The 18,885-nt window shown below is 64.6% G+C and carries 15 protein-coding genes; 14 read left to right on the plus strand and 1 reads right to left on the minus strand.

Features of this window, described 5'->3' with window-relative positions; genetic code table 11:
• Positions 1-27: 27 nt before the first annotated feature.
• The 12 genes from aroC to carB all read left to right on the plus strand — a co-directional run bounded on the left by aroC (position 28) and on the right by carB (position 14,825).
• Complete coding sequence (gene aroC, locus AOP77_RS11370) at positions 28-1,212, plus strand: chorismate synthase (protein WP_062213728.1); 1,185 nt, start codon at positions 28-30, stop codon at positions 1,210-1,212.
• Complete coding sequence (locus AOP77_RS11375; protein WP_084622576.1) at positions 1,212-1,868, plus strand: shikimate kinase; 657 nt, start codon at positions 1,212-1,214, stop codon at positions 1,866-1,868. The genes aroC and AOP77_RS11375 overlap by 1 nt, the downstream gene beginning before the upstream one ends.
• Positions 1,865-3,043 (plus strand): 3-dehydroquinate synthase, encoded by a 1,179-nt coding sequence (aroB, locus tag AOP77_RS11380; RefSeq protein ID WP_062213730.1) that lies wholly within the window; start codon positions 1,865-1,867, stop codon positions 3,041-3,043. The genes AOP77_RS11375 and aroB overlap by 4 nt, the downstream gene beginning before the upstream one ends.
• A 308-nt stretch (positions 3,044-3,351) precedes the next feature.
• Positions 3,352-5,232: an HNH endonuclease signature motif containing protein gene (locus AOP77_RS11385; RefSeq protein ID WP_062213732.1), complete on the plus strand. Its 1,881-nt coding sequence runs from the start codon at positions 3,352-3,354 to the stop codon at positions 5,230-5,232.
• Between the two features lie 40 nt (positions 5,233-5,272).
• Positions 5,273-5,716, plus strand: coding sequence for a type II 3-dehydroquinate dehydratase (locus tag AOP77_RS11390; RefSeq protein ID WP_062213734.1), 444 nt, complete (start codon positions 5,273-5,275; stop codon positions 5,714-5,716).
• 150 nt (positions 5,717-5,866) lie between these two features.
• Positions 5,867-6,430 (plus strand): elongation factor P, encoded by a 564-nt coding sequence (efp, locus tag AOP77_RS11395; RefSeq protein ID WP_061965896.1) that lies wholly within the window; start codon positions 5,867-5,869, stop codon positions 6,428-6,430.
• Complete coding sequence (gene nusB / locus AOP77_RS12630; RefSeq protein WP_084622577.1) at positions 6,430-7,257, plus strand: transcription antitermination factor NusB; 828 nt, start codon at positions 6,430-6,432, stop codon at positions 7,255-7,257. The genes efp and nusB overlap by 1 nt, the downstream gene beginning before the upstream one ends.
• A gap of 108 nt (positions 7,258-7,365) precedes the next feature.
• Positions 7,366-7,929, plus strand: a complete 564-nt coding sequence (pyrR, locus tag AOP77_RS11405; RefSeq protein ID WP_062213736.1) for a bifunctional pyr operon transcriptional regulator/uracil phosphoribosyltransferase PyrR — start codon at positions 7,366-7,368, stop codon at positions 7,927-7,929.
• On the plus strand, positions 7,926-8,915 hold the full coding sequence (locus tag AOP77_RS11410) for an aspartate carbamoyltransferase catalytic subunit (RefSeq protein WP_062213738.1): 990 nt from the start codon (positions 7,926-7,928) through the stop codon (positions 8,913-8,915). The genes pyrR and AOP77_RS11410 overlap by 4 nt, the downstream gene beginning before the upstream one ends.
• The gene (locus AOP77_RS11415) at positions 8,912-10,279 is read left to right on the plus strand and encodes a dihydroorotase (protein WP_062213740.1); all 1,368 of its coding nucleotides are present in this window, start codon (positions 8,912-8,914) and stop codon (positions 10,277-10,279) included. The genes AOP77_RS11410 and AOP77_RS11415 overlap by 4 nt, the downstream gene beginning before the upstream one ends.
• A complete protein-coding gene (gene carA / locus AOP77_RS11420; protein WP_236685830.1) occupies positions 10,276-11,514 on the plus strand; it encodes a glutamine-hydrolyzing carbamoyl-phosphate synthase small subunit in 1,239 nt (412 codons plus the stop codon). The genes AOP77_RS11415 and carA overlap by 4 nt, the downstream gene beginning before the upstream one ends.
• Positions 11,514-14,825: a carbamoyl-phosphate synthase large subunit gene (gene carB, locus AOP77_RS11425; protein ID WP_062213742.1), complete on the plus strand. Its 3,312-nt coding sequence runs from the start codon at positions 11,514-11,516 to the stop codon at positions 14,823-14,825. The genes carA and carB overlap by 1 nt, the downstream gene beginning before the upstream one ends.
• 135 nt (positions 14,826-14,960) lie before the next feature.
• Here carB and AOP77_RS11430 read toward each other — a convergent pair whose 3' ends face one another.
• A complete protein-coding gene (locus tag AOP77_RS11430) occupies positions 14,961-15,935 on the minus strand; it encodes a glycoside hydrolase family 113 (RefSeq protein WP_369345413.1) in 975 nt (324 codons plus the stop codon).
• Between the two features lie 134 nt (positions 15,936-16,069).
• Here AOP77_RS11430 and AOP77_RS11435 point away from each other — a divergent pair, with 134 nt between their 5' ends.
• Positions 16,070-17,107 carry a LacI family DNA-binding transcriptional regulator gene (locus AOP77_RS11435; RefSeq protein WP_152649869.1) on the plus strand — a complete coding sequence of 346 codons (1,038 nt, stop codon included), beginning with the start codon at positions 16,070-16,072 and terminating at the stop codon, positions 17,105-17,107.
• Positions 17,108-17,465: 358 nt separating this feature from the next.
• Positions 17,466-18,809, plus strand: coding sequence for an ABC transporter substrate-binding protein (locus AOP77_RS11440; RefSeq protein WP_062213744.1), 1,344 nt, complete (start codon positions 17,466-17,468; stop codon positions 18,807-18,809).
• Positions 18,810-18,885 lie beyond the last annotated feature (76 nt).

Consider the following 18,885-nt stretch of genomic DNA (forward strand, 5'->3'; position numbering starts at 1 on the left):
CGGCTTTTGCATGGCAGAATGAAGCCCATGCTTAGATGGCTCACTGCAGGAGAATCGCACGGCCCCGCACTGGTGGGCACCCTCGAGGGACTTCCGGCTGGAGTGGAGATCACCACGGCCGAGGTTCAGGACGCGCTGGCTCGCCGCCGACTCGGCTATGGCCGCGGTGCGCGCATGTCGTTCGAGAAGGACCAGGTCACGTTCCTGGGCGGCGTCCGCCATGGACTTAGCCAGGGTGGTCCTGTCGCGATCATGGTGGGCAATACCGAGTGGCCCAAGTGGGAGACCGTGATGTCAGCGGACCCCGTGGATCCCGAGGAGCTCAAGGGCGCCCGTGCGGCAAGCCTGACGCGCCCCCGTCCCGGCCACGCCGACCTTGCCGGCATGACCAAGTACGGCTTTGAGGACGCCCGCCCGGTCCTGGAGCGAGCATCGGCACGCGAGACCGCCGCCCGCGTGGCCCTCGGAACCGTGGCCGAGTCGTTCCTGCGTCAGGTGGCAGGCATCGAACTGGTGAGCCACACGGTGCAGGTAGGCCCTATCGCGGTCCCCGAGGACGCCCCGCTGCCTCCGGCTGACGCGACGTCCGCGCTGGACGCGGACCCCATTCGCTGCTTCCACGAGGAAACCTCCGCGCGCATGATCGAAGAGATCGACGCATGCCAGCAGGACGGCGACACCATGGGTGGCGTAGTCGAGGTTGTCGCGTACGGAGTTCCCGTCGGACTCGGCAGCCACGTGCACTGGGACCGTCGTCTTGACTCCCGACTCGCCGGAGCGCTCATGGGCATACAGGCCATTAAGGCGGTCGAGGTCGGCGACGGCTTCCGCACCGCCGGACGCCGCGGCTCGCAGGCTCACGACGAGATCGAGTACAGCGACAACGGCGTGACCCGTCGCACCAACCGTGCCGGCGGCGTCGAGGGCGGAATGACCAACGGCGCACCGCTGACCGTGCGTGCCGCGATGAAGCCCATCAGCACCGTGCCCCGCGCGCTCGACACCATTGACACCGCGACCGGCGAGGCCGCTAAGGCCATTCACCAGCGCTCGGACGTCTGTGCGGTGGCTCCGGCCGCCGTGGTCGCCCAGGCAATGGTTGCCCTCATACTCGCCGATGCCGTGGTTGAGAAGTTCGGCGGGGATTCAGTCGCCGAGGTGCGCAGGAACATCGAGAGCTACGTCGCCGCCATTCCTGACACGCTGCGCTGATGCCGGATTCCACGCCCGGCCATCCCAAGCCTGAACCGCCCAAGCACCCGCTGGTCGCCCAGGCGCCCCCGAGCGCAAAGGTGACCCCGGCATCGGCCGGTGGTTCCGAGGCAAAGGCAGCCGCAGCATCGGCCGTGGGACCGCGAGCGGTCCTGATCGGTCCCCCCGGCTCCGGGAAGAGCACGGTTGCGAAGGGGCTGGCCCGGGAGTGGGGCGTGCAGCGCCGCGATACCGACGACGACATTGTGCGCACGTCCGGCAAGTCGATCTCGGACATCTTCCTGGACGACGGCGAGGAGGCGTTCCGCGCGCTCGAGGTTGCTGCGGTAGCTACTGCGCTCGCCGAGCACCAGGGCGTGCTGTCACTGGGCGGGGGAGCGATCCTCGACGAGTCCACACAGGAACGGCTCACGGAGTACGCCGAGGCCGGGGGGGACGTGATCTTCCTCGACGTGTCGCTGTCTGCGGCCGCGCCGCGCGTGGGCCTGAATAATGCGCGCCCGCTGTTGGTGGGCAATCCACGCAGGCAGTGGTCGACCTTGATGGCGGAGCGCAGGCCCATCTATGAGCGCCTCGCCACTCGGACTGTCAGCACGGATCACCTGAACGCCAAGCGAATCGCCCACGAGATTGCGGGAACGGAACCGACCGAATGAGTGACTCAGACCTTCGCCACGTCATCTCGGTGACCGGCGCCGCGCCCTACAACGTCACGGTAGGAACGGACTTGCTCGAGGAGGCCGTCGCATCGGTTCCCGCTGAGGCCGCGCGCGTCCTGGTGGTGCACTCGCAGCCGCTGCAGCGCAAGGCTGACTACCTGAAGCGACTCATCGATGAGTCTGGGCGTCTTGGGGTTCTGGTCGAGGTTCCCGATGCTGAGGCTGGCAAGACCGCCGAGGTCGCCGCCTTTGCCTGGGGAGTGTTGGGAAAGAGCGAGTTCACGCGCACCGACGTGGTGATCGCGCTGGGCGGCGGGGCGGTGACGGACCTCGCCGGGTTCGTGGCGGCGTCGTGGCTACGCGGCGTGGGAGTCATTCAGATTCCTACGACGTTGCTGGCGATGGTCGATGCTGCTGTCGGAGGAAAGACCGGCATCAACATTACTGAGGGCAAGAATCTGGTGGGCGCGTTTCACGAGCCGCTATCGGTGTGGTGCGACGTGTCGTTCCTGTCGACCCTTCCTCGCAACGACCTTGTGGCCGGAATGGCCGAGGTCGTGAAGGTCGGGTTTATCCGCGACCTGTCGATCTTGTCGCTGACCGAGGACAATATTGAGCTGTTGCGCTCCGTAGACGCGCAGGATGGCTCGCGTGCCGGTGGCGAGACGGGCGCTGGGGTTTCTGGGGCATCGGCCGCCGGTGATGGATCGTTGGACCCGGCCGCCGTGCCTGTTCTTGTGGAACTGATCCGGCGCGCGGTGCAGGTCAAGGCTGACGTGGTGAGTGCGGATCTTAAGGAATCGCACTTGCGCGAAATTCTGAACTACGGGCACACCTTCGCGCACGCGATCGAGTACACCGAGCGGTACCAGTGGCGTCACGGCGCGGCGGTGTCCGTGGGCATGGTCTACGCGGCCGAGCTAGCAGGACTTGCCGGCAAATTGACCGAGGCGGAGGTGGAGAGGCACCGTTCGCTGCTGTCCGCGCTCGGTTTGCCCGTCACGTATGCAGGTGGGCGTTGGGATGCGCTGCACCTCGCCATGAAGCGTGACAAGAAGACGCGTGGGGACATGCTGCGTTTTGTGATCCTGCAGGGGATCGGGAATCCGGTGCGGTTCGAGGGGCCGGATCCGACGCTGTTGATTGCCGCCTACGACGCCGTTTCGCGGTAGGGCTGGGGTTCGTGCGCTGCCAGGCGTACGACGACGCTACTCGGTTGTGCAGCTATTGCGAGTTCTTGGGACTTCGGCTGGGCCTTCAACGTGGCGTTCCACTCGGCATTCTGCCGCGCCTTCCGCTCGGCTTTCTGGCGGGGCGGTCGCCAGAGGACTGGCGTCGCTAGGACGCACTTGCCGCGGGCATCCCTCCACAAGCGCCCGTCGCGACTTGACTGATGTCCACAGGATTCCGTAGGAAGAACTTTTCCACTGTTTGATGGGTTTTGATGTTGTTTGTCAGACCCCGGTGATTGACTGTAGTCATGACCTTTTCCCCGAAACTCCTCGTTCGCGAACTGGCTGCCGTGAGCCAGTTCGACGGCGTGGAGAGCGCGGACTTCGCTCCGGCTCAGTTGCACGACATCATCGTCGCGCTGGGAAAGGTTCGCCGGTCCCTTGATGCGCTCGTGATTGACGTGGCGGGGGAGTTTGGAAGCCGATGCGCACCCCAGCTCGGTGTTGCTGGGTTGTCTCGACGCGAGGGCTTCTCGACCCCGCAGGAGATGCTCGCAAAGCTTCTTGGCGCTTCTACTTACGACGCGAAGCGACTGCTGGATGTGGGCAAGGCTCTTGCCGTGAGGGTGGAGGAATACGTTCCCGGAGGTGACACGCTTGAGTCTGGGGTCGCTCCGGGTGGCGGTGACTCAGCACATGTGGATGGTTTGACTGGGGATCCTGACTTTTCACTCGGAATGGGCGATCCGGGGTCTGGAGGAGAAGCTCCGCCGGATCATGCGGGCTTTGGCGAGGCCCCTCCAACTGGTGATTGTTCCGAGCAGGCTGCCGGTGATCAGGGCGCAAACTATCGCGATGGTTCGTCACCACGTGGCGACGAGAACGCGCGGCGATTCGTTCTTGTTGAGAAGCATCCGTACTTGACCAAGACGGTGGCAGCGGGCGCTATTGGGAGTGAGGCGGCCGCGCTGGTGGCCAAGACGCTCAACGCAATCGAACCGATACTGCGCTCCAACGCGCTGGTGAAGCTCCGTGATGCAACGGATGGTGAAACCAATAGTGACGCGCATGCCGGTGAACACACGCCGATTGGATCTGAGCCAAACGGCGCCGGTGATGAAGTTTTGGAGTTTGACGCGACTGCTTCGGGTGGGAGCCTCAACGGTGAAACGGATCAGCAGGCCGAAGCCAAACAACTTGCCCATGCGGAACTCCGCGAATATGAGCGCCGCCTTGTCGACAAGGCCCAGGAACTGTCGATCAGGGAGCTGCGAAGGGCCTGCGATCGTGAACGGGCGTGGTTGTCCCCCAAGGATGTGGCGGCGCGTGAGCAAAGGCAACGCGAAGCGCGCACCCTCTTCTTCACCGAAGACGCGGACGGTATGACCGTGCTGACGGCCAGGCTAGACGCCGCCTCTGCCGCGCCACTGAAGGCGTGGGTTGAGGCGCAGGTGCGCTGGGCGTTCCAACAGCGGCGGCAGACTCCCAGGGCCGACGGGAACGACATTGTTGACGAGGGTCTCGACGAGGGCGAAGGCGTTGTGGCTGGTGAGGGACGGGGACTCGGTCGCCTATCTGCGGTAGAGCGATGCCGGGCGCGAGCCGCCGCGCTGAGTGATGAGCGGACGGCAGGCCAGATCCGCATTGATGCACTTGTGTCGCTCGCGCAGCACGGCCTCGACTGCGACAAGCCCACGTCTGGCGTGAAGACCACTGTGGTGCTGCGCATGGACGTGAAGGACCTCGAGGATGACCTTGCCCTGGGCGAATGCGACCAAGTCCGTGGCCCCATCTCGGTAGGAACGTTGCGGGCGATGGCCGCGGACGCTCAAGTGGTACCAATGGTGATGGGCGGCGACAGCCTGCCTCTTGACGTAGGGAAACACGACAGATTTTTCACCAGGGCCCAGCGTCTGGCGCTCGCCGAACGTGACGGAGGGTGCAGTTGGTGTCATGCGCCACCATCGTTCTGCCAGGCGCATCACATTAACTGGTGGGCCAAGCACAACGGCCGAACGGACCTGAGCAACGGCGTGCTTTTGTGTACGTCCTGTCACCACCGGATCCACCGCGATGGGTGGGGGATCGCTATCCGCGACGGCCAGGTGTGGTTCCAGCCAGCTCCAGTTGATGGACGAAGACAGCCCGAGCGTATCGGAGGCAAGGCGCACCTTGCGTTAGCGGCGTAGCAACACCTGCATCGGAGTCTCTCCTAGTAGGCTGACCCGCATGAGCACAGTCCTCGTCATCAATGGCCCCAATCTGGGACGACTCGGATCGCGCGAGCCCGAGAAGTACGGCGACACCACCCACCAAGAAGTCGTGGCGCAGTCGATGCAGTGGGGGAGTGATCTCGGCCTTGAGGTGTTAGTCCGACAGAGCGACGACGAGTCGGACCTGGTGCACTGGCTGCACGAGTCCGTGGACGAAGGCTGGCACGTGGTCATCAACCCGGCGGCCTTCACTCACTACTCCTATGCGCTGCGTGACGCCTGCGCGCTAGTGCCTGCCGCTGGACACGAGCTCATTGAGATTCACCTGACCAACCCCGCAGCCCGCGAGGAGTTCCGCCACACGTCGGTCATCTCTGGTGTGGCGACGGGCACGATCGCCGGATTTGGCGCGGACTCATACCGCTTGGCTCTTGAGGCGATCGCGGCACGGGTGCACTAATCCGACCGCTTTGGCTGAAGCCGTCTGGCACCTACCGTTAAAACGGAGCAGGAGATTGGGGGAGCCCCGCCCTGCGTCCGCTAGAATCGTCTACGGACTTCTGAACCTCAGAACACCTTTACGCAACCAAGTACTGCAAGGACGACACTCGTGGCTACCTCAAACGACATCAAGAACGGCTCCGTGCTCAAGATCGACGGTCAGCTTTGGACGATCACCGACTTCCAGCACGTGAAGCCCGGCAAGGGCGGCGCCTTCGTCCGCACCAAGATGAAGAACGTCCTCAGCGGCAAGGTCGTCGACAAGACCTACAACGCCGGTGCCAAGGTCGAGTTCGAGACCGTGGATCGCCGCGACATGCAGTACTTGTACAACGACGGTGCTAACTACATCTTCATGGACCCCGACACGTTCGACCAGGTCCCCGTCAGCCCTGAGATCATGGGTGACGCCAAAGACTTCCTGCTCGAAAACGAGAAGGCGCAGATCGGCTCCAACAACGGCAACCCGATCTTCGTCGAGCTCCCCATGTCAGTGGTCCTCGAGGTCACCTACACTGAGCCCGGCCTGCAGGGCGACCGTTCCTCGGGTGGAACCAAGCCTGCGACGCTTGAGACCGGCCGTGAGATCCAGGTTCCCCTGTTCCTCAACGTTGGCACCAAGGTCAAGGTCGACACCCGTAGCGGTGCATACCTCTCCCGCGTGAACGACTAGTGGGAGCCCGTACCAAGGCACGCAAGCGCGCCCTGGACGTACTCTTCGAGGCGGACCAGCGTGGCTACAACGCCTCCTCCACGCTCGACCAGCGGATCCTGCTGTCAGGGCGCGAGACGCCGCTTCCGGTCTACGCCGTCGAGATTGTGCGTGGTGTCGTATCCCGCTGGGTTGAGATCAACGCGATCATCCAAGATGCGTCGCCCAAGTGGACCATGGCGCGCATGCCCGGAGTTGACCGTGCGCTACTACGCATCGCCACGTGGGAGATCCTCTGCAACGACGACGTACCCACCTCGGTCGCGATCGACGAGGCGGTGACTTTGGCGACACAGCTCTCCACCGATGACTCGGCCAAGTTCGTTAACGGACTGCTGTCGACGATCGCGAAGGATGCGCCCGCTCTGTCCCACGCGTCCGCGGCGAGCGCTGCCAGTGCTGCCGATGATGACGATGACGACGTCGAGAGCGCCGATGGCGCCGCGATTTTCGACTCGTTGCTCGCTGATCCCATCTTGAGTGCAGACGACGATGCTGACGAGCCAGACGCGGACGACGACTTCGCAGACTCGGGCCTATCCGACGACCTCGCCAAGGAGTGGGCCGAGCGACTGCTTGCCGACGGCGAGGCGACGCTGGTGCCCATGCGTGACGCAGAGCAGTTCGCGGAGGCGGAAAAGTCAGCCGTAGCAACTGATACTGATGTAGCTAGTGAGGTTGATGTGGCTGAACTAGATTCGACGGTCGATGCCGCGACGGCTGACGGCGCAAAGTCCGGCTCGGAAGATGCTGCCGAGGCGCCGGAACCTACACACTTGCAGGACTGATCTCCGGTACAGTAGCGAGAAGCAATTTGACGCCCGTAGCTCACCCAGCCGCGAGCCGATAGACATCCTTTAAGTACCGTCCTGTGAGGCGGGGAAGGAGGTCACCAGATGACTGGGACCATTCTGGGCGCGCCCGATATTTCTCGGGCGCTGACACGAATCGCACATGAGATCCTCGAGCGAAACGGCGGAGCCGACAACCTGGTGTTGCTGGGTATCCCCACTCGGGGACTGCCACTGGCGCACCGCCTCGCGGCACGTATCGCCGAGGTAGAGCCGTCTTTTGACGCCGATGCCCGCTGCGGCTCGCTCGACATCACCATGTACCGCGACGACCTCGCGAAGCACCCCACCCGCAACCTGGGCACTACGACGCTCCCGAGCGCCGGCATCGACAATGCCGTGGTGGTTCTGGTAGATGACGTCTTCCATACGGGGCGCACCATTCGTGCGGCGCTCGATGCGGTGAAGGACGAGGGGCGCCCCCGAGGCGTCCAGCTCGCCGTCCTCGTGGACCGCGGCCACCGCGAGCTGCCCATCCGCGCAGATTTTGTAGGCAAGAACATCCCCACGGCCCGTACCGAGCGGGTGAGCGTCCTGCTCACCGAGACCGATGGTGAGGACGCGGTCATCTTGAGCGACGGCAAGCCCAGCGGGGGAGTGACCGCATGAAGCACCTGCTGAGCACCTCCGACCTGTCCCGTGAGGACGCCATCCGTATCCTTGATACCGCCGAGCAGATGGCCGCCACCCAGGAGCGGGAGATTCGCAAGCTCCCCACGCTGCGCGGCAAGACTGTGGTCAACCTCTTCTTCGAGGACTCCACCCGCACGCGCATCAGCTTCGAGGCAGCGGCCAAGCGCCTGAGCGCCGACGTCATCAACTTCTCCGCCAAGGGCTCCAGCGTTTCCAAGGGAGAGTCCCTCAAGGACACCGCCCTGACGCTGCAGGCCATGGGCGCCGATGCCGTGGTCATCCGCCACTGGGCGTCCGGCGCGGCCGAACGCCTGGCAGAGTCCGGCTGGATGCACGGAGCAGTCCTGAACGCGGGGGACGGCACCCACCAGCACCCCACCCAGGCACTGCTGGACGCGTACACGATGCGCAAGCACCTCATTGGTGCAGAAGCGGGCCCCGGTGCCCACTTCAAAACCGCAACGGGCAACGACCTCGCTGGCCTGACCATCGGCCTCGTGGGAGACGTCCTGCACTCGCGGGTCGCACGCTCCAACGTGGCGCTGCTCACCACACTCGGTGCGAAGGTTGTCCTGGTATCGCCCCCCACGCTAGTGCCGGTCGGCATTGAGACGTGGCCGGTGGACGTGGTGCACGGCCTCGACGTGGCGCTTGAGAGGTACGACCTCGACGCGATCATGATGCTGCGCGTGCAGCGGGAGCGCATGTCCGGTGGCGGCAACGCTTTCTTCCCCAGCCCCGCCGAATACACGCGCCTGTTCGGACTGGACGGCGACCGCATGCGGCGCCTGCCCGAGCACGCGATCATCATGCACCCCGGACCCATGAACCGCGGGCTGGAGATCACTGCCGAGGCGGCGGACAGCCCTCGCTCGGTCATCGTCGAACAGGTCAGCAACGGCGTCGCCGTCCGCATGGCCTCCCTGTATTTGCTGCTAGCCGGAGAGGAGGGCGGCGAATGAGCCCGTCCATCACCAAGTCGTCTGAGAACAACACTTCTGAGCCCCAGTCTTTTGTGATCGAGAACGTGTCGCTGTTCGGCCATACCGACTCCCACCTAGTGGTCGAGGACGGCGACATCACGTTGGTGCGAGGCTCTGATACGGAGCTGAGCGCTGAAGAGATCCCCGAGCACGCCGTGCGTATCGATGGCTCCGGACTCATTGCGCTTCCCGGACTCGTGGACATCCACACGCACCTGCGTGAGCCCGGTCGTGAGGATGCCGAGACCATTGAGTCCGGCTCACGCTCCGCCGCCGCCGGAGGCTTCACCGCGATCTTCGCGATGGCGAACACGACCCCCACCGCAGACACCGCCGGTGTGGTGGAACAGGTCTGGAGCCGCGGCAAGGAGGTCGGCCTGGTCGACGTTCATCCCGTGGGCGCGGTCACCGTAGGCCTGGGTGGAGAGCAGCTGTCCGAGATGGGCGCCATGGCCATGTCCAAGGCTAGGGTGAGGGTCTTCAGCGACGACGGCAAGTGTGTCCACGACCCGGTCGTGATGCGCCGCGCTCTCGAGTACGTCAAAACCTTTGACGGCGTGGTGGCGCAGCACGCGCAGGACCCCCGCCTGACCGAGGGCTCGCAGATGCACGAGGGTGTGGTCTCGGCAGAGCTCGGCCTGACCGGCTGGCCCGCTGTCGCCGAGGAGTCGATTATCGCGCGCGACGTACTGCTGGCCAAGCACGTGGGCTCGCGCGTGCACATCTGCCACGTCTCCACCGCCGGCTCAGTGAAGATACTTCGCTGGGCCAAGGAAGAGGGCATCGACGTGACTGCCGAGGTCATGCCGCACCACCTACTCCTCACCGACGAGTCCGTCCGCGGCTACGACCCGCGATTCAAGGTGAATCCGCCCCTGCGCACACAGCAGGACGTCGAGGCGGTCCGCGCCGGACTAGCCGACGGCACCATCGACATCGTTGCGACCGACCACGCGCCGCACCCGGACGAGGATAAGGACTGCGAGTGGGGCTCTGCCGCCATGGGCATGATCGGCCTCGAGACCGCGCTGGGCATCGTCCAGAAGACGATGGTCGACACTGGGCTGATGACCTGGGCCGACGTCGCTTTCCGCATGTCTCACTTGCCCGCCCGCATTGGCCGCGTCGAGGAGACTCAGGGGCTGGCGCTGAACCAAGGCGAGCCCGCGAACATTACGCTCGTGGACCCCAAAGCCACGTATACCGTTGACCCCGCGGCGACGTCGAGCCGCAGCAATAACTCACCCTTTGGCGGCGTCGAGCTGCCGGGGCGCGCCGTCGCGACTTTCCTGCGTGGCAAGCCCACCTACCTTGATGCTCGTTTCGAAGGGATCTTTGCATGAATGACACGGTGATGACCGATGCAGACAACAGGGCGGTACTCGTCCTTGAGGACGGGCAGACCTTCGAGGGACGCACGTACGGTTCCGCCGGCCAGACCCTGGGCGAGATCGTCTTCAACACCGGCATGACCGGTTACCAGGAGACCCTCACCGACCCCAGTTATCACCGCCAGATTGTCACCATGACGGCGCCGCACATCGGCAATACCGGCATGAACGACGAGGACAACGAGTCCCGCAAGATCTGGGTCGCCGGCTACGTGGTGCGTGATCCTGCACGTAAGCCCTCGAACTGGCGCGCACAGCGCACGCTGGACGAGGACCTCGAGGCCCAGGGCGTCGTCGGCATCTCCGGCATTGACACCCGCCAACTCACCCGCATTCTGCGCACCGCAGGCGTGATGCGTGCTGGCATTTTCTCGGGTGACGCACTCAATGCCGGCTACGACGCCGATGCTGCGGCCGGGTCACGCGCCAAGGCCGGTACGGACGCGGCTACAACCGAAGAACTGCTGGGACGAGTCAAGGCCGCCGAGTCAATGGCTGGCGCTCACCTCGCCGATGCCGTGTCCGTGATGGACGAGTACGTGGTCGAGCCTCCCGAGGGCACCGAATGCATCGCCGACGTAGTGGCAGTGGACCTTGGCATCAAGGCCATGACACCAGAGATGATGGCGCAGCGCGGCATCCGGGTGACCGTAGTCCCGTCGACCATGACCGCCGCGGACATCCTCGCCAAGCAACCTGACGGAGTTTTCTTCTCGAATGGACCGGGCGACCCCAGTGCGGCAGAGCGTGCCGTCACCACCCTGCGCGAGATTCTCGACGCGGACGTGCCATTCTTCGGCATCTGCTTCGGCAATCAGATCCTGGGCCGCGCCCTCGGCTACGGGACCTACAAGCTGGCGTTCGGCCACCGCGGTATCAACCAGCCGGTGATGGACCGTAAGACCCGTAAAGTCGAGATCACGGCGCACAACCACGGCTTCGCGGTTGATGCGCCCACCGACCGCGACTCTCAGTCGCCCTCGGGCTACGGCCGCGTGCGCGTGAGCCACGTGTGCCTGAACGATGACGTGGTCGAGGGTCTCGAGTGCCTCGACATTCCCGCCTTCTCCGTCCAGTACCACCCGGAGGCCGCCGCCGGCCCGCACGATGCGGCCTACCTCTTTGATCGTTTTGTCGACCTGATGGCGGCGTCTAAAGGCGCTGCCAAGAACGGAGCGCGCATCTAATGCCACGCCGCGAAGATATTAAGTCCGTCCTGGTCATCGGCTCCGGCCCCATCGTGATTGGCCAGGCCTGCGAGTTTGACTATTCGGGCACCCAGGCCTGCCGTGTGCTCAAGGCCGAGGGCATCCGTGTCATCCTCGTGAACTCGAACCCGGCCACCATCATGACCGACCCCGAGTTTGCGGACGCCACCTATGTAGAGCCCATCACCACCGAGGTGATCGAGACCATCATCGCCAAGGAACGCCCCGACGCGATCTTGCCTACGCTGGGTGGCCAGACCGCGCTCAACGCGGCCATCGCGCTCGATGAGGCCGGCATTCTGGACAAGTACAACGTCGAACTGATCGGAGCGAACATCGCGTCCATCAACCTGGGCGAGGACCGCGAGCTGTTCAAGGGCGTAGTGGAGCGCTGTGGCGCGGAGAGCGCCCGCTCGCGCATCTGTAACTCGATGGATGAGCTGCTCGCGGCGGCCGAGGACCTGAAGTACCCCGTCGTGGTGCGCCCGTCCTTCACCATGGGTGGCCTGGGCTCCGGCTTCGCCTACGACGAGGAGGACCTACGCCGCATCGGCGGAGCGGGCCTGCACTACTCGCCGACCACCGAGGTGCTCTTGGAGGAGTCAATCCTTGGCTGGAAGGAGTACGAGCTGGAGCTCATGCGCGACCACCACGACAACGTGGTCGTCGTCTGCTCAATCGAGAACGTGGACCCTGTGGGGGTGCACACCGGCGACTCGATCACGGTGGCCCCCGCGTTGACCCTGACCGACCGCGAGTACCAGCGCATGCGCGACGTGGGCATCGCGATCATCCGCGAGGTGGGCGTCGACACCGGTGGCTGCAACGTGCAGTTCGCCGTCGACCCGGCGACGGGCCGCCTGATTGTCATCGAGATGAATCCGCGCGTCTCGCGCTCCTCGGCGCTGGCCTCCAAGGCGACGGGCTTCCCGATTGCGAAGATTGCCGCGCGCCTGGCCATCGGCTACACGCTCGACGAGATCCCCAACGACATCACGGGCTCGACCCCCGCGAGCTTCGAGCCCACGCTCGACTACATCGTTGTCAAGGTGCCTCGCTTCGCGTTCGAGAAGTTCCCGGCTGCTGACCCCGTGCTGACCACCACCATGAAGTCGGTGGGCGAGGCCATGAGCATCGGCCGCAACTTCACCGAGGCTCTGGGCAAGGCGCTACGTTCTATCGACAAGAAGGGAGTCAACTTCCACTGGAAGGGAGACTTCCCGACTGGCGCGGACTTTGACGCGCTGCTCGAGCAGATTTCAATCCCGACCGAGGACCGCATGGTCCAGGTCCAGCAGGCATTGCGCACGGTGCGCGCCGGTCACGCGACGCTGGAGCAAGTCTTCGACGCGTGCAAGATCGACCCGTGGTTCCTTGACCAGATCCTGCTGATGAACGAGGTCGCGAACGAGACCGCCTCGGCCTCCAAGCTGACCGCTGCGGTGCTGCGCCGCGCCAAGGAGAACGGCCTGGCAGACGAACAAATCGCGCAACTGCGCCAGATGACCGTCGAGGACGTCTACACGGCCCGCGCCGAGCTGGGCGTGCAGCCCGTCTATAAGACCGTGGACACCTGCGCCGCCGAGTTTGACGCCACCACGCCGTACTACTACTCGACGTACGACTCGGAGAACGAGGTCGCCAAGCGCGAGCGCGAGGCCGTCATCATCCTGGGATCGGGCCCCAACCGCATCGGGCAGGGAATCGAGTTCGACTACTCATGCGTCCACGCCGCGCTGGCTCTCAAGGACCGTTTCGAGACCATCATGGTGAACTGCAACCCCGAGACTGTCTCCACCGACTACGACACCGCGGACCGGCTCTACTTTGAGCCGCTCACGTTCGAGGACGTCATGGCCGTCTACGAGGCGGAAGTTGATGCGGGTCCGGTCAAGGGCATGTTCGTTCAGCTGGGCGGCCAGACGCCGCTGAGCCTTGCACAGCGACTAGCCGATGCCGGGGTGCCCATTCTCGGTACGTCGCCTGAGGCGATCGACAACGCCGAGGACCGCGCGGCCTTTGGCCGCGTCCTGGACGCCGCCGAGCTTCCCGCGCCTGCGTACGGCACCGCTCACGGCATCGAACAGGCCATCGAGATAGCCGAGCGCATCTCGTACCCCGTGCTGGTGCGCCCGTCGTATGTGTTGGGTGGACGCGGCATGGAGATCGTCTACGATCGCGCTCAGCTCGAGGACTACGGCACCCGCATGGCCTCGGTGGGCGACCACGCCACCGACGCGCCGCTGCTGGTGGACCGCTTCCTTGACGACGCGATCGAGATCGATGTGGACGCGCTCTACGACGGCGAGCAACTGTTTCTGGGCGGCGTCATGGAGCACATCGAGGAGGCCGGTATTCACTCCGGCGACTCGGCCTGCGTATTGCCTCCGGTGACCCTGTCCGCGGACGAACTCGTGCGCATTCGCCGCTCCACGGAACTGCTGGCCGAGGGAATCGGCGTGCGAGGACTGATGAATGTCCAGTACGCCCTCGCCTCGGATGTCCTGTACGTCTTGGAAGCCAACCCGCGTGCCAGCCGCACGGTCCCGTTCGTGGCGAAGGCCACGGGCGTGCCGCTCGCCAAGGCCGCAGCGTTGCTCATGGCGGGCAAGTCCATCGCGGAACTGAAGTCCGACGGCGTTTTGCCTGAACTCGACGCGGCGCACATCGACATGTCGCAGCGCATCGCCGTCAAGGAGGCAGTGCTTCCCTTCCGGCGCTTCCGCACGCACGAGGGCCTGGTCGTCGACTCGGTGCTCGGCCCGGAGATGCGCTCCACGGGCGAGGTCATGGGCTTCGACTCGACCTTCCCGCTGGCCTTTGCCAAGTCGCAGGCCGCTGCTATTGGCGGGCTACCCACCGGCGGCAAGGCCTTCGTGTCCGTGGCGGACCGCGACAAGCGCTCCATCACGTTCCCCATCGCGCGCCTGCACCAGCTGGGCTTCGAGATCCTCGCGACTGCCGGCACCGCCCAGGTACTGGGCCGCAACGGTATCCCCGCCACCGTGGTGCGCAAGCATTCTGAGGGCAGGGGAGAGGCCGGCGAGCCCACCATCGTGGACCTGATCAACGACGGCGAGGTCAACCTGGTGGTCAACACGCCCTCGGGTCAGGGTGCGCGTGCTGACGGTTACGAGATTCGTGCGGCGGCCACGGCGGCCGATGCCGCGATCATCACCACTACGCAGCAGCTGTCAGCGGCTGTGCAGGCAATTGAAGTCATCCAGCACGGCACGTTCGAGGTCATGAGCCTTCAGGAGGCTCAGGCGCCCGCGGGAGCTACCAGCTAGTCACCGCAAACTCTGAGCGACAATACGGCGGCACGGGGGAGAGGTTCCCTGCGCCGCCGTACGTGTACCCATCGAACGTAATCGCTCGCCCCGATGGCCGCTGGGTGCGGATCGCGGTGCTTGGTCCGTGCTGAACTAGTTGCCCAGCGAGAAGTGCCGCGCCACCACATCGGCGCCGGTTTTGCCGTACATGCAGTAGTCATCGTTGGTGGAGGCCTCGCTGATCGGATAGAGCGCCGGCGGCCAGTCCCACAGCGCCACGCCCAATACCCAGTCGGCCGCCTCGATGGCCGAGAGCATCTCGTCGAGATAGTCGGCCTGCGCCTGCTCGCTGGGCTCTCCCGCGAGCGCCCAATCGTTGGGGCGCGCAGGCGACGTGTCGCGGCTGGGGCAACCCGCCTCAAGGAACACGAACTCCTGCCCGTGTGCGTCCACCACGGCTTTGATTCGAGCAAGTTGCGCGTCCCAGTCCCCGGTGGGGTAATAGCCGGAAGAGCTGATGATGTCCACCGCGTCCCACCAGGTGACGTTCTCCTCTTGGTATTTGTCGCAGTTGTACGTGATGGGTCCGGAGTAGACCTCGCGCACACGAGCTGCCAGGCTGCGCCAACGGTCCTCGCGTGTGTCCGCGCGCACCATCTCACAGCCGATGCTGAAAAGATCCGCGCCCACCTCTTCCGCGAGCACGGCGTTGTGAAGGATGTATTCGTCGTAGCTGTCGAACCACTCGTCCCAGGTGGGCTCGCCGGGCGCGTCCTTGTCGAAGAAGCCGATGTGGGCGCGCCACGTGCCGTCTGCCACATTGACGGTGGGTTTGAGGCAGACCAGCAGGCCGCGCTCACGGGCTGCGGCAACCCCGGCACGGATCTCGTCGTCTGTCAGCGAGGGCCGGTCGCGCCAGTTGATGGTGGTTGACTGCGCGGTGTCCTGCAACGCGGCGTAAGCGAGCACCACCCAGTTGGGCTTCACGTCCAACATCGCGTCGAGTGACGCGGCCGCCTGGGGAGTCGTCCACGTACCCCGGACGCCGGTCCACCCCCACGTCATGGCATGAAATGGAACGGCAGGCAATGGGCGCTTGGCGGAAACAGGAGTGTCGGTTGGCGACATCGGTGGCACCTTTCGTATGCTTAATCGATTGAGTAGTGACACACTATAGGCAATTGATGGAGTGACGCGACGGCAACGAAGCATGTCGTGCAGGGCAATCTGCTCGGCGTCCTCGTAACGGAAGTGAGAAAAGCATGGCGATGCGCAAGCCGCCCAGCCGGCCGACGATCGCGGAAATCGCCAAGCAGAGCGGGGTGTCCGCCGGGGCCGTGTCCTATGCGCTCAACGGACGCCCTGGCGTATCCGACGAGACTCGCAAGCGCATCCTCGAGGTGGCTCGCGAGGTGGGTTGGGTTCCCAGCACCGCGGCGAGGGCGCTGCGAGGCGGAGGCACTGCCACGCTTGGGCTGGTGATCACCCGCGAGCCTGACGTCCTGGGTATTGAGCCCTTCTTCATGTCTTTTGTCGCTGGTATTGAGAAGGTGATCTCCGCGCGGGGCTATGCGTTGCTTCTGCAGGTGACCCCCGACCCCGAGCGTGAGTTACAGACCTACCGGGAGTGGTGGTCCGCTCGCCGGGTGGACGGAATCTTCGTGACGGACCTCGCGATTGACGATCAGCGGCTGCCGATTGTCAATGAGATCGGCCTACCTGTCGTGGTGGTCGGGGACCCCGAGTACTCCGATGGTCTGCCCGCCGTCGGAAGCGACGACGCCGCCGCCGCGAATGCCGCCATGGAACGACTCGCGGAATTGGGTCACAAGCGCGTGGCCCACATCACCGGTCCCGAGCGCTTTGTGCATACGCATGTACGGAGCGAGGCCATGGCGCGCGCCGGAGAGCGCCTAGGCATTCAGGTAGTGGCCGAGGTCAACACTGACTACTCCGTCGCAGCCGGAACTTCTGCTTGTCACCAGCTGCTCGACGCGGCTAATCCGCCCACAGCGATGGTCTTCGACAACGACCTGACCGCCCTCGGAGCGGTCAGAGCCGCGACAGGTAGGGGAGTCGACGTTCCTGGCGAACTTTCCGTCCTCGCCTGGGACGACTCACCGCTGTGTGAGTTGACCGTTCCCGCGCTCAGTGCCCTCAGTCGTGACGTGTCTGCCTATGGAGCCGATGCGGCGACGATGCTGCTGAACGTCGTGGATGGGTCGACCGATGTGAAGTCGGTGCGCTCCTCCGTGGCCCGCCTTGTTGACCGTGGCACGCTCGGCCCCGCGCCGCGATGAAGGGCTTGAGGTCCTGGCCGACTCAGGACGCAACGAGGCGTGACGGGGCCTAAGTACCGTAGCGTCCGCACAGGTCCGCCGGGGCGCCATCGAGGGGGGCACCGGCGTGCGCGCTCGCACGCGGCCTCCACGTGCTGCCACCTATTCCACGGGACCAGCGGGGTAAGTGGATCCGCCCCGCTCTCATATGGATGTGCGCGAGGAAGCGTCTACTATAACGATTAAGTAACGCGCTGCCGAAACGGGCGAAAATGGGTTGTGAAGCTCTCACTTAATCGTTAAAGTCGTGTCTAGTCGCGATGCGGCACTGTGGCGAGGACGCTACGGACAGAGCAAAAATCCTGAAGGGGTTACATCAATGAAGATGCGCACAGCCGCCATGGTTGCGGCCACCACCAGCCTGGCGTTCACGCTCGCAGCGTGCAGCGGCAGTAGCGACAACGGAGACGGCAGCAATACGCCAGCACCGGAGTCATCCTCAACGACCAGCGACTCGGCCATGGCCGAGGTTGCCGGCGAGATCACGGTCCTGACGAACCGCACCGACCTGGTGGACACCGTTTTCGCTGACTATAAGTCAACGTTCGAGGCAAAGTACCCCGATGTCGAGGTTAAGTTCGAGGCGATTACCGACTACGAGGGTGAAGTCGCTACCCGCATGAGCACCGACGATTATGGTGACGTGCTGCTCATTCCCAACTCGGTGAACGCAAGCGACTACCCGGACTTCTTTGAGCCGCTCGGCTCGGTCGACGAACTCTCGCAGACCTACCGTTTTATTGGCTCTGAGGCCAACTTCGACGGTCAGTCTTACGGCATCGCCATCACGGGCAACGCCAACGGTCTCGTCTACAACAAGAAGGTATGGGCAGATGCAGGCGTCACCGCGGATCCGACCACGCCCGAGGAGTTCCAGAAGGATCTCCAAATGATCTCCGACAACACGGATGCGACGCCGCTCTATACGAACTACGCCGATGGCTGGCCTCTGACGCAGTGGGAGTCCGACCGCGGAGGGGTGACCGCCAACGCGAACGCTGTCAATGAGCTCGCCGACACGGACGCCCCGTGGAGCGAGGGCATGGATCACTACATCATTGACTCGCTGATCTTCGACGCAGCAGCCGCTGGCAACATCGAGGAAGACCCCACCACCACCAACTGGGAGCAGTCCAAGACGGACCTCGGCACGGGCAAGATCGGAGCCATGGCGCTCGGTTCGTGGGCCATTGTGCAGATGCAGGAAGCGGCCGACGACGCGGCTGACATCGGGTACATGCCGTTCCCCAACCAGGTTGACGGCACGTTCCACTCGGTGATCAGCGGCGACTACAAGAATGGCATCAACGTTCACTCGGAGAACAAGGCCGCGGCACGTGCCTGGATCGACTGGTTCGCCGACGAGTCCGGATATGCCACCGATCAGGGTGGAATCTCGCCTCGCCTCGACGGACCGACGCCCGACACCCTGAAGGACTTTGACGCCGCTGGTGTCGAGTACATCGAGTTGACCCCGCCGCCCGCCGGCCAGGAGAGCCTGGTCAGCGACATCGACAACGCGGCCGAGATTGGTCTCTGGAGCCCTGACTACCGTCAGCGCATTGTGGACGCCGCCCGCGGTGCTCGCGATGAGACCAAGCAGGACATCTTTGACGACCTGAACTCGAAGTGGGCTGAGGCCCGCGCGAGCGTCGAAGGCTAGTCAGAGGTCACTCGTCCCGGTGCAAGCCCGCCGGGGCGAGTGACGTCCCTCCCTCTACCCCTCTCACGTCGGAGAA

Origin of the sequence: Demequina oxidasica (assembly GCF_000975115.1) — a bacterium.
Taxonomy (GTDB): Bacteria; Actinomycetota; Actinomycetes; order Actinomycetales; family Demequinaceae; genus Demequina; species Demequina oxidasica.

Excerpts from the sequence above, each read along its gene's own strand:
- aroC (WP_062213728.1), top strand. The coding sequence starts at position 28 with ATGCTTAGATGGCTCACTGCAGGAGAATCGCACGGCCCCGCACTGGTG.
- AOP77_RS11375 (WP_084622576.1), top strand. The coding sequence starts at position 1,212 with ATGCCGGATTCCACGCCCGGCCATCCCAAGCCTGAACCGCCCAAGCAC.
- aroB (WP_062213730.1), top strand. The coding sequence starts at position 1,865 with ATGAGTGACTCAGACCTTCGCCACGTCATCTCGGTGACCGGCGCCGCG.
- AOP77_RS11385 (WP_062213732.1), top strand. The coding sequence starts at position 3,352 with ATGACCTTTTCCCCGAAACTCCTCGTTCGCGAACTGGCTGCCGTGAGC.
- AOP77_RS11390 (WP_062213734.1), top strand. The coding sequence starts at position 5,273 with ATGAGCACAGTCCTCGTCATCAATGGCCCCAATCTGGGACGACTCGGA.
- pyrR (WP_062213736.1), top strand. The coding sequence starts at position 7,366 with ATGACTGGGACCATTCTGGGCGCGCCCGATATTTCTCGGGCGCTGACA.
- AOP77_RS11410 (WP_062213738.1), top strand. The coding sequence starts at position 7,926 with ATGAAGCACCTGCTGAGCACCTCCGACCTGTCCCGTGAGGACGCCATC.
- AOP77_RS11415 (WP_062213740.1), top strand. The coding sequence starts at position 8,912 with ATGAGCCCGTCCATCACCAAGTCGTCTGAGAACAACACTTCTGAGCCC.
- carA (WP_236685830.1), top strand. The coding sequence starts at position 10,276 with ATGAATGACACGGTGATGACCGATGCAGACAACAGGGCGGTACTCGTC.
- carB (WP_062213742.1), top strand. The coding sequence starts at position 11,514 with ATGCCACGCCGCGAAGATATTAAGTCCGTCCTGGTCATCGGCTCCGGC.
- AOP77_RS11430 (WP_369345413.1), bottom strand. The coding sequence starts at position 15,935 with ATGTCGCCAACCGACACTCCTGTTTCCGCCAAGCGCCCATTGCCTGCC.
- AOP77_RS11435 (WP_152649869.1), top strand. The coding sequence starts at position 16,070 with ATGGCGATGCGCAAGCCGCCCAGCCGGCCGACGATCGCGGAAATCGCC.
- AOP77_RS11440 (WP_062213744.1), top strand. The coding sequence starts at position 17,466 with ATGAAGATGCGCACAGCCGCCATGGTTGCGGCCACCACCAGCCTGGCG.